The organism is Flavobacterium melibiosi (genome assembly GCF_048158545.1).
Lineage (GTDB): Bacteria > Bacteroidota > Bacteroidia > Flavobacteriales > Flavobacteriaceae > Flavobacterium > Flavobacterium melibiosi.
Map to the genome: position 1 here is coordinate 1 of NZ_JBLNKU010000010.1, position 16,141 is coordinate 16,141.

Genomic DNA, 16,141 nt, shown 5'->3' on the forward strand with positions numbered 1-16,141 from the left:
TCGGGTTACACTGTAATTTCCGGCACAGTTGCCTGGGGTAATCACATCATTGAAAGTCAACGTTACCGATGCATCACAAGTGTCAGTAGCAGTAGCTTGCGCAAAGGCAGGCAGTGCCGGACAATTGATCGTTGATGGAGCTGGTAAAGCAGCAATTACCGGCGCAGTAATATCCTGAACGTTGATGGTTTGCGTAGCGGTGGAGAAGTTTCCACAATCATCTGTAGCAGTCCATGTTCGGGTTACACTGTAATTTCCGGCACAGTTGCCTGGGGTAATCACATCATTGAAAGTCAACGTTACCGATGCATCACAAGTGTCAGTAGCAGTAGCTTGCGCAAAGGCAGGCAGTGCTGGACAATTGATCGTTGATGGAGCTGGTAAAGCAGCTATTACCGGCGCAGTAATATCCTGAACATTGATGGTTTGCGTAGCGGTGGAGAAGTTTCCACAATCATCTGTAGCAGTCCATGTTCGGGTTACACTGTAATTTCCGGCGCAGTTGCCTGGCGTAGTTACATCATTGAAAGTCAACGTTACAGATGCATCACAAGTGTCAGTAGCAGTAGCTTGCGCAAAGGCTGGCAGTGCTGGACAATTGATTGTTGATGGAGCTGGTAAAGCAGCGATTACCGGTGCAGTGATATCCTGAACGTTGATGGTTTGCGTAGCAGTAGATGTGTTTCCACAATCGTCTGTAGCAGTCCATGTTCTGGTTACACTGTAATTTCCGGCGCAGTTGCCTGGTGTAGTCACATCATTGAAAGTCAACGTTACCGATGCATCACAAGTGTCAGTAGCAGTAGCTTGCGCAAAGGCAGGCAGTGCCGGACAATTGATTGTTGATGGAGCTGGTAAAGCAGCGATTACCGGCGCAGTAATATCCTGAACATTGATGGTTTGCGTAGCGGTGGAGAAGTTTCCACAATCATCTGTAGCAGTCCATGTTCGGGTTACACTGTAATTTCCGGCGCAGTTGCCTGGTGTAGTCACATCATTGAAAGTCAACGTTACCGTTGCATCACAAGTGTCAGTAGCAGTAGCTTGCGCAAAGGCAGGCAGTGCTGGACAATTGATCGTTGATGGAGCTGGTAAGGCAGCGATTACCGGCGCAGTAATATCCTGAACATTGATGGTTTGCGTAGCGGTGGAGAAGTTTCCACAATCATCTGTAGCAGTCCATGTTCGGGTTACACTGTAATTTCCGGCGCAGTTGCCTGGTGTAGTCACATCATTGAAAGTCAGCCTTACCTCTGGGTCACAAGTGTCAGTAGCAGTAGCTTGCGCAAAGGCAGGCAATGCCGGACAATTGATTGTTGATGGAGCTGGTAAAGCAGCGATTACCGGCGCAGTGATATCCTGAACATTGATGGTTTGCGTAGCGGTAGATGTGTTTCCACAATCATCTGTAGCAGTCCATGTTCTGGTTACACTGTAATTTCCGGCACAGTTGCCTGGGGTAGTCACATCATTGAAAGTCAACCTTACCTCTGGGTCACAAGTGTCAGTAGCAGTAGCTTGCGCAAAGGCAGGCAGTGCTGGACAATTGATCGTTGATGGAGCTGGTAAGGCAGCGATTACCGGTGCAGTGATATCCTGAACGTTGATGGTTTGCGTAGCGGTGGAGAAGTTTCCACAATCATCCGTAGCAGTCCATGTTCTGGTTACACTGTAATTTCCGGCACAGTTGCCTGGGGTAGTCACATCATTGAAAGTCAACCTTACCTCTGGATCACAAGTGTCGGTAGCAGTAGCTTGCGCAAAGGCAGGCAGTGCTGGACAATTGATCGTTGATGGAGCTGGTAAAGCAGCTATTACCGGCGCAGTAATATCCTGAACATTGATGGTTTGCGTAGCGGTAGATGTGTTTCCACAATCATCTGTAGCAGTCCATGTTCTGGTTACACTGTAATTTCCGGCACAGTTGCCTGGGGTAGTCACATCATTGAAAGTCAACCTTACCTCTGCATCACAAGTGTCAGTAGCAGTAGCTTGCGCAAAGGCAGGCAATGCTGGACAATTAATCGTTGATGGAGCTGGTAAGGCAGCGATTACCGGTGCAGTGATATCCTGAACATTGATGGTTTGCGTAGCGGTGGAGAAGTTTCCACAATCATCCGTAGCAGTCCATGTTCTGGTTACACTGTAATTTCCGGCGCAGTTGCCTGGGGTAGTCACATCATTGAAAGTCAGCCTTACCTCTGGGTCACAAGTGTCAGTAGCAGTAGCTTGCGCAAAGGCAGGCAGTGCTGGACAATTGATCGTTGATGGAGCTGGTAAAGCAGCGATTACCGGCGCAGTGATATCCTGAACATTGATGGTTTGCGTAGCGGTAGATGTGTTTCCACAATCATCTGTAGCAGTCCATGTTCTGGTTACACTGTAATTTCCGGCACAGTTGCCTGGTGTAGTCACATCATTGAAAGTCAGCCTTACCTCTGCATCACAAGTGTCAGTAGCAGTAGCTTGCGCAAAGGCAGGCAGTGCTGGACAATTGATCGTTGATGGAGCTGGTAAGGCAGCGATTACCGGTGCAGTGATATCCTGAACGTTGATGGTTTGCGTATCGGTAGATGTGTTTCCACAATCATCCGTAGCAGTCCATGTTCGGGTTACACTGTAATTTCCGGCACAGTTGCCTGGTGTAGTCACATCATTGAAAGTCAGCCTTACCTCTGGGTCACAAGTGTCAGTAGCAGTAGCTTGCGCAAAGGCAGGCAGTGCTGGACAATTGATTGTTGATGGAGCTGGTAAAGCAGCGATTACCGGCGCAGTGATATCCTGAACATTGATGGTTTGCGTAGCGGTAGATGTGTTTCCACAATCATCTGTAGCAGTCCATGTTCGGGTTACACTGTAATTTCCGGCACAGTTGCCTGGGGTAGTCACATCATTGAAAGTCAACCTTACCTCTGCATCACAAGTGTCAGTAGCAGTAGCTTGCGCAAAGGCAGGCAATGCTGGACAATTGATCGTTGATGGAGCTGGTAAAGCAGCGATTACCGGTGCAGTGATATCCTGAACATTGATGGTTTGCGTAGCGGTGGAGAAGTTTCCACAATCATCCGTAGCAGTCCATGTTCGGGTTACACTGTAATTTCCGGCACAGTTGCCTGGTGTAGTCACATCATTGAAAGTCAGCCTTACCTCTGCATCACAAGTGTCAGTAGCAGTAGCTTGCGCAAAGGCAGGCAATGCTGGACAATTAATCGTTGATGGAGCTGGTAAAGCAGCGATTACCGGCGCAGTGATATCCTGAACATTGATGGTTTGCGTAGCGGTAGATGTGTTTCCACAATCATCTGTAGCAGTCCATGTTCTGGTTACACTGTAATTTCCGGCGCAGTTGCCTGGTGTAGTCACATCATTGAAAGTCAGCCTTACCTCTGGATCACAAGTGTCGGTAGCAGTAGCTTGCGCAAAGGCAGGAAGTGCTGGACAATTGATTGTTGATGGAGCTGGTAAGGCAGCGATTACCGGTGCAGTGATATCCTGAACATTGATGGTTTGCGTAGCGGTAGTTGTGTTTCCACAATCATCTGTAGCAGTCCATGTTCTGGTTACACTGTAATTTCCGGCGCAGTTGCCTGGGGTAGTCACATCATTGAAAGTCAACGTTACCGATGCATCACAAGTGTCAGTAGCAGTAGCTTGCGCAAAGGCAGGAAGTGCTGGACAATTGATTGTTGATGGAGCTGGTAAAGCAGCGATTACCGGCGCAGTGATATCCTGAACATTGATGGTTTGCGTAGCGGTGGAGAAGTTTCCACAATCATCCGTAGCAGTCCATGTTCGGGTTACACTGTAATTTCCGGCACAGTTGCCTGGGGTAGTCACATCATTGAAAGTCAACGTTACCGATGCATCACAAGTGTCAGTAGCAGTAGCTTGCGCAAAGGCAGGCAGTGCTGGACAATTGATCGTTGATGGAGCTGGTAAAGCAGCTATTACCGGCGCAGTAATATCCTGAACGTTGATGGTTTGCGTAGCGGTGGAGAAGTTTCCACAATCATCTGTAGCAGTCCATGTTCTGGTTACACTGTAATTTCCGGCACAGTTGCCTGGGGTAATCACATCATTGAAAGTCAACGTTACCGATGCATCACAAGTGTCAGTAGCAGTAGCTTGCGCAAAGGCAGGCAGTGCTGGACAATTGATCGTTGATGGAGCTGGTAAAGCAGCGATTACCGGCGCAGTAATATCCTGAACATTGATGGTTTGCGTAGCGGTGGAGAAGTTTCCACAATCATCTGTAGCAGTCCATGTTCGGGTTACACTGTAATTTCCGGCACAGTTGCCTGGGGTAGTCACATCATTGAAAGTTAAAGAAACAACTTCACAATTATCAGTTGCAGTAGCTTGCGCAAAGGCAGGCAGTGCTGGACAATTGATAGTTGATAGAGCTGGTAAAGCAGCAATTACTGGCGCAATTTTATCTGTGCACAATTTCAATTGAATTGGAGCTCCAGGAAAATCCTTTAACTCCGATTGGGATGAACTTCCTGAAGATCTTGTTCTAATAAACAGCGTACTGATAACTAGGCAGGGATTATTAGTCGCTTCGAACACTTTTGTAAGATTGATAGCGCCTTCAGCCCATTGATTTGGAGCATAAGTCCCTGGATTAGTTCCATATGCATCAAAAGGAACCGTAGTAGTAACGGTGTTATTGGTACAATAAATATTACCTACAACACCGGGAGCATCGTTGGGCACAATTATATATTCATATGATCCCGCCCCTGTTTCTGTCCATTTCCGAATCACGACATTGGCGTCACCACCCCCTTGGGTAAATTCGATGGTAACTAAAATATCGCCTACTGTTCGACCTCCCTGTGTTCCTTCAGTCGTAAATCCACCACTACCACCAGTAATTGGGGCAGTGCCAGTAGCTGGATCTATAGGACCGAATGTGGCACCATTAATCGTTAAGGATTTCTGTAAGAACTCGAAATCAATATAACTGCTCCCATTAGTTACCTGGCGATCTCCGGCGAAAAGGCACCACAAATCATCTGGGTCTCCAAATGCACCAGTACCATCACCCCCCCGTATAGTGCTATCACCATAACTAAAATGAGCACCTGCGTTTTGGATTTCATTTTTGTTTGGCGAAGATCCTGCACCCCATGTATAAGTGCTGGGATTATCATTTATTTTATTGGAGAGGGTGAATATGGTTAGATCATTTTGATAACGATCCTGTAGGAAAAAAGTGGAGCCAGGATAAAGAAGTGCTCCAGTTGTTAAATCAAGTACACCATGATTAACCGTATGAGTTGGGTTGCTGACAGGATCGTAAAGTCTGTCAAATAAGTCTCCTACATTTTCATATATAGAACTAATAGGTTCATGGGCCCAGGCATCGCCATCAACTCCTGAACCGCCAATGGGATGTTGTACAGGTACTATCCCTTGAATAGACCCCTGTGCATTAACCGTATGGCCCGTCATTAGAATTGCCCCTAAAACAAGAGGTAAAACACACCACTGGCGCCAACGATAAGGTCGCAATTCTGACAAATAATCAATTGAAACGCTCTCCTTAAATTTTAAAAAATCTAATTTGGAAATAACGCCTTTCGTTATAAAGCAATTAATTATTTTACAGAATAAAAAATCGAAAAAATCGAAAATCGTACTCTTTTTCATAATAATAGTATTTTTATATCATAAATTAGAAAAAAACGGAAGTTTACAGACTTGGGAATAAAACTTGTAGAAAAATAAAACATCTTCATAAACACGTTTATGAAGTAATCCATCATTCAAAAGATTATTATTGCGTGGTACAACAACGAAATTCTTTTATCAAACTAGATAACGTTTAAAAAAGCAGTCCAAAAACTCTAATCTAAAGCGATTAGCATTGAAATTAAAAAAATTAGGATGAGACAAAAGTTTTCAGATTCGGGGAGAAAACTTGCAGAAAAATAAAACACCTCCATAAACACATTTATGAAGTTCTCCATCATCTAAAGGATTATTATTGCGGGGAACAATAACTAAATTCTTTTACCAACCAGAATAGTCGCTTAAAAAAACAATCCTAAAAACTTAATCTAAAACAATTGGCATTGAAATTAAAAAAATAGGATGAAACAAAAGTTTTCAGACTCGGGGAGAAAACTTGCAAAAAACGAAACATCTTCAATAAACAATTTTATGAAGTACTCCATCATCCAAAGGATATTTTATTGTAGGGAACAAAAAAATCCTTTTATAAATACCATAAGTCACTCATATAAAATGACTTAATCATTATTTTTTGTTAAATCAAAGTTAGGTATTACACTAAAAAATGAAAAAAAAACAAAGCTAAACAAGACAACATTCTATTATACCCGACAAAGAACATGGTTCGCTAAGAAAAGCTTTACAGCAATAAAATATTAATACTAAACAACTCGTTAACTAATTGATTTTCAATTAATTAATAAATTTATTACTTAAATTTTGTTAATTAAAAAATAATGTTAAAAGCGACAAATTACCCTAGTACATTAATCGAATTAATTGCATTTATACTGATTTTTTAATAACAATTTCACGAGATTATTGATAATCTTTAAATTATTAAAATTGATTCGCTTTTTTAAGGTTTAAGAAACAATCATAAAAAAATTAAAATATTGATTTCATTTTTTCAAAATATAGGAACAAAATGATAATAAAAAACCAAAATTTATATTAAAGCTAAAATCAAAACCACCTCAAAAGAATTGGGATGGTTTTAAGTTTAATACAAATATTGACGAATAATCCGTTTGCTTTGGTATAATAGAAATGATACAAAATAGTTATGAAATACTCTATCATCCAAAGGTTATTGTATTTCGGGTAACAAAAAAATATTTTTATCAACTAAAAAATTTGTTTCATAAAAACATTTTAAAACTCAATTAAAAACAGCAAAAATAAACCTCGAAAATAAAAACTTTCGAGGTTTACTTTTATACCCTAATCCCTTTGATTCCTTTTTTAAGGATTAGACAATTATTTAAAATCTATTTTGAAGACATTACTTTTTTCGTACTGATTCCTCTGTTAGTAGTTACTTTTACAATATAAACTTGCTCTTGTCCTTTATTTGCTTTAAGGTTTAGCGTAATTTCTTTGTTCAAATAACTATGAGTATCAGTTTTTGAAAGTACCAAAATACCTTGGGCATTAAATAGTTCGATTTTCACATCAGATGTATAATCAAATTTATATTTAATGGTAAGCTGGTCTTTGAAAGGAACTGGATAAGCGTCAAAACCTACATTTTCTATTTTTGCGTCTATAGGAGCGACATCTATAGTACTAGGAGCTTTTGCTGTAATTGAACAACTTCCAGGTAATGGAGTATTGTCTGAACAACCTGCAACAGCATCTATAGTTCCAGTACTTCCTAGGGCAGCTGTAAGTGAGCCATTAATGAAGCTTGCGAAAGTATATTTGCTAACCAAATCAGCACCAGTATAAACAGCACCAATGATTGATTTCACATCGTATTTCACCGAAACAATATAGATTGCTCCCGGAGTAGCTCCTGTCACGGAATAACTTGCATCTTTTCCTCCATTAATAAGACTTCCTGTAAAGGTCACGCTTTCACAACTGCTTGTAAACAAACGAAGCTGACTTGAGTTTTGAATACTAAACAGTTTATTTAAATCACCATCATTGGATTGTTTCACTACAATTGTAAAGTTAGCTGCTGGTGCAGTAACATTTGAATAGTAGAAGAACACACCCGGTATAGCATTAGTTACTGTTGTACCGCTAACAGTTGTACATACATTGTATAATCCAATAGCTGTTCCAGTACTATAATGGCAACAAGTAGTCTGTGTTGGGAAGATGTGAGCACAAGGAGTCACACTAATGGTTTGGCTACAAGGAGCAGACTCATTACCACAGGCATCTGTTGCTTTCCAAGTTCGCGTTTGACTTCCATTCGCATTGGTCACCGTACTAACAATACTAATAGTGGCAGTACCACTACAACTGTCAGTAGCTGTTGGCGGATCAAAATTAAATGCTGCATTACATTCAATTGTTTTATCCGCTACACAAGTGATTGTTGGCACTGTATTATCTGTTACACTTATAGTTTGTGAAGCAGTAGAACTGTTGCCACAATCATCCATAGCGGTCCAGGTTCTGGTTACTGAATATTCCTGTGGACAACTGCCAGGTGTAGTTACATCAGTAAAAGTCGGTGTAACACTTGCATCACACGCATCGGTTGCGGTTGGTGTAGTAAATACTGGTGTTGCTGGACATTCTACAGAACTTGGGGCTGGCAATGCTGAAAGCACCGGAGCGGTATTATCCGTTACACCTATAGTTTGTGAAGCAGTAGAACTGTTACCACAATCATCAGTAGCGGTCCAGGTTCTGGTTACTGAATATTCCTGTGGACAACTGCCAGGTGTAGTTACATCGGCAAAAGTCGGTGTAACACTTGCATCACACGCATCGGTTGCGGTTGGTGTAGTAAATACTGGTGTTGCAGGACATTCTACAGAACTTGGGGCTGGCAATGCTGAAAGCACTGGAGCGGTATTATCCGTTACACCTATAGTTTGTGAAGCAGTGGAACTGTTGCCACAATCATCAGTAGCGGTCCAGGTTCTGGTTACTGAATATTCCTGTGGACAACTGCCAGGTGTAGTTACATCAGCAAAAGTCGGTATAACACTTGCATCACACGCATCGGTTGCGGTTGGTGTAGTAAATACTGGCGTTGCAGGGCATTCTACTGAACTTGGTGCTGGCAATGCTGAAAGCACTGGAGCGGTATTATCCGTTACACCAATAGTTTGTGAAGCAGTGGAACTGTTGCCACAATCATCAGTAGCGGTCCAGGTTCTGGTTACTGAATATTCTTGTGGACAACTGCCAGGTGTGGTTACATCGGCAAAAGTCAGTGTAACACTTGCATCACACGCATCGGTTGCGGTTGGTGTAGTGAATACTGGTGTTGCAGGACATTCTACAGAACTTGGTGCTGGCAATGCTGAAAGCACTGGAGCGGTATTATCCGTTACACTGATGGTTTGTGAAGCAGTGGAACTGTTGCCGCAATCATCAGTAGCGGTCCAAGTTCTGGTTACTGAATATTCCTGAGGACAACTGCCAGGTGTAGTTACATCAGCAAAAGTTGGTGTAACACTTGCATCACACGCATCGGTTGCGGTTGGTATAGTAAATACTGGAGTTGCAGGACATTCTATAGAACTTGGTGCTGGCAATGCTGAAAGCACTGGAGCGGTATTATCCTCTACACTAATGGTTTGCGAAGCAGTGGAACTGTTGCCACAATCATCAGTAGCGGTCCAGGTTCTGGTTACTGAATATTCCTGTGGACAAGCACCTGGTGTAGTTACATCGGCAAAAGTCGGTGTAATACTTGCATCACACGCATCGGTTGCGGTTGGGGTTGCAAATGACGGGGTTGCTGGACATACAATAGTACTTGGCGCTGGCAATGATGAAAGCACCGGTGCTGTATTATCTGTCACACCTATCGTTTGTGAAGCTGTTGCAGTATTATCACAGTTATCAGTTGCTGTCCAGGTTCTTGTAATACTGTATTCCTGAGGACAACTGCCTGGAGTTCTTACATCGGCAAAAGTTAGTGATTTAACTCCACAATTATCATCCGCTGTCGGTGTTGCAAAAGATGGGGTACCGGGACACTCAACAGTTGTTGGCCCTGGCAATGCTGAAATCGTCGGATCAGTTTGGTCCGTACACAAATTCAATTGAATGGGAGCTCCCGGAAAATCCTTTAATTCTGATTGATTTGAATTTCCCGAAGACCTTGTTCTAATAAACAAAGTACTGATTACAAAACACTCATCAACCACCCCACCGAACACTTGCGTAAGATTAACGGCACCCTCGGCCCATTGATTCACGGCATAATCACCACCAGTATTAGGGAGACCAGGAGGGTCGCTTCCATATACGTCAAAGGGCACATGGGTAATCGCAGTATTCTGGGTAATAAAAATTTCACCCAAAAACTCAGAGTTGGGATGGATCACATATTTAAAAACCCCGGGTGCTGTTTCTGTCCATATTCGAATCGAAGCGTTAGCATCGCCACCACCTTGTTGAAATTCGATGGTGACCAAAACGTCACCCTCAGTACGACCACCAGTAGCCATGATGGCTGGGTTAGAAACAAGTACACCGCCAATGAGTGTTGGGTCAGAAATAAATCCGCCACTTCCACCAGTGATTGGTGTAGTACCTGTTTGGGGATTAAAATCACCTAAGATGGCACCGGTAATAATTAAAGGTTTCTGTAAAAACTCGAAATCAATGTAACTGCTTCCATTGGTTACCTGACGGTCACCGGCAAAAAGACACCACAAATCAGTCAATGATCCTCCCAATGCCGGCGCACCATAAGAAAAATGCGCCCCGCAATTTTGGATTTCATTCTTGTTAGGCGATGATCCTGCTCCCCAAGTATAGCCTCCTTTTAAAGGACCTGACCCATCTGGATCACCGGGGTTATCATCAATTTTATTAGAAAGGGTGAATATAGTTTTATCATTTATATAAGGATCCTGCAGGAAAAAGGTGAAGCCGGGGTACAGGAGATCACCGGTTGTTAAGTCAAGTACACCATGAGTACCGGTAGGATGAACACCGTCAAACAAGTCGCCAACAGTACTACTAGTACCATTACCAAAAGGAGCAGTAACAGGAGTGTGAGCAAAGGCATCTCCATCAACCCCAGAACCTCCAGCGGGAGTCTGTACGGGAACTATACCCGTAATCGACTGTGCATTAGACGTATAACCCGTCATAAGAATCACTCCCAACATAAGGGACAAAGCAAGCGATTGACTCCAACAATTGAGGCATCGCAATGATAGTCGATTAATGGGAGTTCTAAAATTAAACTTTGAAAAACCTGCATTAAAACGCCAGGAAAAAGTGAGACAATATTCTCGCACACTTTTTATCTTATAAAAAATAAATTTTTCCATGATAAAAGTATTTTTACGTCATAAATTAGAAAAAAAAGAAGTTTACAGACTTGAGGAGAAAACTTGTAGATAAAACAAATCACCTTCATAAATACATTTATGAAGTACACCATCATTCAAAGGATTTTTATTGTGGGAAACAATAACTAAATTCTTTATCAACCAGATAGTCAATTACAAAAGATACACTAAAACAATTAGCATTGAAATTAACGAAATAGGTATAGAGCAAAAGTTTTCAGACTCGGGGGAGAAAACTTGCAGAAAAACGAAACATCTTCAAAAAATAATTTAATGAAGTAGTCCATCATCCAAAGGATATTTTATTTTGGGGAACAAAAAAATCCTTTCATTAACCTTAGAGTTGCTTGATAAACAACCTAAATCAAATAAATTTCTGTTAAACCAAAGTTAGGTATTACACCAAAAAAAGGAAAAAAAACAGGCCTAAACAAGACAACATTCTATTATTCCCGATAAAGAACACTGTTCGCTAAGAAAAGCTTTACGGCAATAAAATATTAATACTCAAACACTTGTTAATAGTCTGATTATCAAGTATTTAATATTTTTATTACATAATTTTTGTTAATTAAAAAACAATGTTAAAAGCAATAAATAGCTCTTACACTTTAATCACGTTATTACAATTCTATTGATTTTTTGATGAACAATTTGGACAATTATTGATAATATTAAAAATGTTCCCTTTCTTTAGATTTTAGAAATATCTCAAGGATTTCAAAACGTTAATTTTTATTCTACAGAAATCTTGGGACAAACTGAAAATGATATTAAAAAAGACTCTTAATTACTCCAAAGTCCTTTTCATAAAGATTATTTAGTAGTCAAATATTCCCAAAAAAACATTCATGCCAGATAAAATAAAGCCACCTCACTAGTGTTGAGATGGCTTTGATTCTAATGCAAATATCGGGTACTGATTAGTCTCTATTTTTTGGTAGATTCAGTCATTAAAATTAATATTTCATTTTTTTTAATTTATAAAATACTAACATACAGACACATAGAACACTTGTGTTTTCAACAGAAATCGTTTTCGTAAATGATAAAATAGTGCATAAATCAGAAAAACCAGCTGTGTTCCAGCACATCTCATTGAAGTAATTTAGCCTTATAAATTTTAATTATTAATTTAAAAATTAGTATTATGAAAAAGATTTTAAAATTAAGTGTATTGTTGGTAGTGGCAATGACTAGTATGAGTTCGTATGCAATCGACGGTGATTTTTTACTTAATGTAAAAAAGGTGAAGGAAATGTAATTAGCTTTTCTCTAAATGAAATCAAGAAAGTTACTGTATCTTTTTATGATGATAAGGATAACTTAATCTACACCGAAAATGCAACAGGTGAGAAAGGAATCGTAAGAAGATATAATTTAGATGAATTACCTGTTGGAACTTATTTTTTGGTTGTGGAAAACAATCTAAAAAAAGTAAAACATGAAATTATTATTTCTGAAGAAAAGTCGATTTTAACAAACAAAGCAATTTCGGAAGTTTACAAGCCAACGAATAGAAACATTAAATTGGCAAATGTAGATTAACCTTTGAGAAAAAAAAGTTTATTGTATTAACTAAAAAACAGCTCAAATTGAGCTGTTTTTTTCTTTATCATATAATTTATATAGCAGTAATTACAAATAGAGTTGTAATTACATATTACGTCTGTATTGCCCACCCACTTCAAATAATGCAGCAGTAATTTGTCCCAAAGAACAAACCTTTGTCGCTTCCATCAAATGTTCGAATAAATTTTCGTTTTTAATAGCAGCTTCCTGAAGCGTATTCAAATGCTCATTCACTAAATCCTGATTGGATTGGTGTAAGTGGTTCAACATATCAATTTGATATTGTTTTTCTTCTTCGGTGGCACGAATTACTTCGGCTGGAATTACTGTTGGAGAACCTTTGGAACTCAAGAATGTATTCACACCAATAATTGGAAATTCACCTGTATGTTTCAAAGTCTCATAATACAAACTTTCTTCTTGAATTTTACTTCGTTGGTACATCGTTTCCATGGCACCAAGAACGCCGCCACGTTCGGTAATTCTATCGAATTCCAGAAGAACTGCAGCTTCCACTAAATCTGTTAATTCTTCGATGATGAAAGCACCTTGAATTGGATTTTCATTTTTAGCCAGACCTAATTCTTTATTAATAATCAATTGAATCGCCATCGCACGACGTACAGATTCTTCCGTAGGTGTTGTGATTGCTTCGTCATACGCATTGGTATGCAAGGAATTACAGTTATCGTAAATAGCATACAACGCTTGTAAAGTCGTACGAATATCATTGAAATCTATTTCCTGTGCGTGCAAAGAACGCCCGGAAGTCTGAATGTGGTATTTCAACATTTGGGCGCGTTCGTTAGCTCCATATTTATTTTTCATGGCTTTCGCCCAAATTTTACGTGCCACACGACCTATAACGGCATATTCCGGATCTACTCCATTCGAGAAAAAGAAGGATAAATTTGGTCCAAAATCATTGATATTCATGCCTCGACTCAAATAATATTCCACATACGTGAAACCATTCGATAGTGTGAAAGCCAATTGCGTAATAGGATTTGCACCCGCTTCGGCAATGTGATACCCCGAAATGGAAACCGAATAAAAGTTCCTCACATTCTTAGTAATGAAATATTCCTGTACATCCCCCATCAATCGCAATGCAAATTCAGTGGAGAAAATACAAGTATTTTGCGCTTGATCTTCTTTCAAAATATCAGCTTGAACCGTTCCACGAACTTGAGATAAGGTTCTTGCTTTGATATCATTATACACTTCCAAAGGTAAAACCTGATCTCCGGTAACGCCCAAAAGCAGCAACCCTAAACCGTTGTTTCCCTCGGGTAAATCGCCTTGATAATGCGGTCTTTCAACTCCTTTTTTGGTGTAAATTTTATTGATTTTTTCTTCGACTTCTTTTTCAAGAGCATTTTCTTTGATGTAAAACTCACATTGCTGGTCTATAGCAGCGTTCATGAAAAATCCTAACAACATGGGTGCCGGACCATTAATAGTCATACTCACCGAAGTCATCGCATGAACCAAATCAAAACCAGAATATAATTTTTTAGCATCGTCCAAACAACAAATCGAAACTCCTGCATTCCCGATTTTTCCATAGATATCAGGACGTACATGAGGATCGTTCCCATATAAAGTTACACTGTCAAAAGCCGTTGACAATCGTTTTGCAGGCAATCCAGCACTTACATAATGAAAACGTTTATTGGTTCGTTCCGGTCCGCCTTCTCCAGCAAACATGCGAGAAGGATCTTCTCCTTCCCGTTTAAACGGATATAAACCTGCGGTAAAAGGAAATTCTCCAGGTACATTTTCCTGCAAACACCAACGTAGAATATCACCCCAAGCTTTGTACTTTGGTAACGCAATTTTCGGGATTTGAGAATGTGAAAGTGACTCTGTATGCGTCGCCATTTTTATTTCCCTATCACGAACTTTAAACGTATAAACTGGATTCTTGTACTTGTTTACTTTCTCGTCCCAAGTCAAAATGATTTCCCAATTATACGGATCCAAATCCATTTTTACTTTATCGAATTGATTCAGTAAAAGATTCAAAAAGATTCTATCCTCAGCAACACCCGGTTTTTCAGATTCCAAAGCGCTTGGTAAAACAGAATCATCATTAATTCCTGTCTTGTTCAATTCGGGGATTTTTTTAGCAACCGATTCAATCGTTTTAAAAATTCCGTATAATTTTTGAGCTACTTGTTCTTGACTTACCGCCGTCACATCATATTTTCTGTTGCTTTCGGCAATTTCAGATAAATAACGGGTTCTGTGTGGTGGAATAACGAATATTTTCTCGCTCATTTCGCGAGTGATTTGGAACGTTGATTTCAAATCAGAATTCGTTTTCTCCTGGATTTTATCCATTATCGCTTTGTAAAGCGTATTCATTCCCGGATCGTTGAACTGCGAAGCAATCGTCCCAAAAACAGGAAGTGTATCTAAATTAGCATCCCAAAGATTATTGTTGCGTTGGTATTGTTTTTTCACGTCTCGTAATGCATCAAGAGAACCGCGTTTGTCGAATTTGTTTATTGCCACCAAATCAGCAAAATCAAGCATGTCGATTTTTTCCAATTGAGTCGCAGCACCAAATTCTGGTGTCATTACATATAAGGAAACATCAGAATGATCCATAATCTCCGTATCGGATTGCCCGATTCCGGAAGTCTCCAAAATTATGATGTCATATTTTGCAGCTTTAATTACTTGAATTGCATCGGCAACATATTTTGACAAAGCCAAATTCGATTGACGTGTGGCCAAGGAACGCATATAAACTCTAGGACTATTGATCGCATTCATTCGGATTCTATCTCCAAGCAATGCTCCACCCGTTTTTCTTTTGGATGGATCTACTGATATTAACCCGATCGTTTTTTCTGGAAAGTCTATAAGGAAACGACGCACTAATTCATCTACCAACGATGATTTTCCTGCTCCACCCGTTCCCGTAATTCCAAGAACCGGAATCGTACAATTTTCATTTTTTTTATGAATTGCTTCCAATGTTTTGGCCGCTAGATCAGGAAAATTCTCTGCTGATGAAATAATACGGGCAATGGCTTTTGGATTTTTTTCTTCCAAATGATTGATTTCATCACTTAGTTGATCTCCAATAGCGTAATCTGCACGTTCCACTAAATCATTTATCATTCCTTGCAATCCCATAGCACGTCCGTCATCGGGAGAATAAATTCTCGTAATTCCGTACGCTTGTAATTCGGCAATTTCAGATGGCAGAATTACACCACCACCACCACCAAATATTTTGATTTGCCCTGCTCCTTTTTCTTGAAGCAAGTCGTACATGTATTTGAAATATTCGTTGTGACCACCTTGATACGATGTTATGGCAATAGCATTGGCATCTTCTTGAATCGCTGTATTGACCACTTCTTCCACACTTCTATCGTGACCTAAATGAATTACCTCAACACCGGTAGATTGAATAATCCTACGCATGATGTTGATTGCCGCATCATGACCATCAAAAAGGGCTGCTGCGGTTACAATTCTTACTTTATTATTAGGTATATAGGGTTTTACTTGCTCCATTTTATGAATAT

At 40.1% G+C, this 16,141-nt stretch carries 4 protein-coding genes; 1 reads left to right on the top strand and 3 read right to left on the bottom strand.

Annotated elements, in window-relative coordinates; translation table 11 throughout:
- Both ACM55F_RS12640 and ACM55F_RS12645 read right to left on the bottom strand, forming a co-directional pair.
- The coding region (locus tag ACM55F_RS12640) for an HYR-like domain-containing protein (RefSeq protein ID WP_416854159.1) at nucleotides 1-5,655 on the bottom strand (5,655 nt) is incomplete at its 3' end.
- A 1,355-nt stretch (nucleotides 5,656-7,010) separates the two neighbouring features.
- On the bottom strand, nucleotides 7,011-11,000 hold the full coding sequence (locus tag ACM55F_RS12645; protein WP_416854160.1) for a T9SS type A sorting domain-containing protein: 3,990 nt from the start codon (nucleotides 10,998-11,000) through the stop codon (nucleotides 7,011-7,013).
- 1,350 nt (nucleotides 11,001-12,350) lie between these two features.
- Between ACM55F_RS12645 and ACM55F_RS12650 the strand changes: the two genes are divergently transcribed.
- Nucleotides 12,351-12,569: a hypothetical protein gene (locus ACM55F_RS12650; RefSeq protein WP_416854291.1), complete on the top strand. Its 219-nt coding sequence runs from the start codon at nucleotides 12,351-12,353 to the stop codon at nucleotides 12,567-12,569.
- A 108-nt stretch (nucleotides 12,570-12,677) separates the two neighbouring features.
- Here ACM55F_RS12650 and ACM55F_RS12655 read toward each other — a convergent pair whose 3' ends face one another.
- Nucleotides 12,678-16,130 (bottom strand): methylmalonyl-CoA mutase family protein, encoded by a 3,453-nt coding sequence (locus ACM55F_RS12655; RefSeq protein ID WP_416854161.1) that lies wholly within the window; start codon nucleotides 16,128-16,130, stop codon nucleotides 12,678-12,680.
- Between the last annotated feature and the right edge of the window lie 11 nt (nucleotides 16,131-16,141).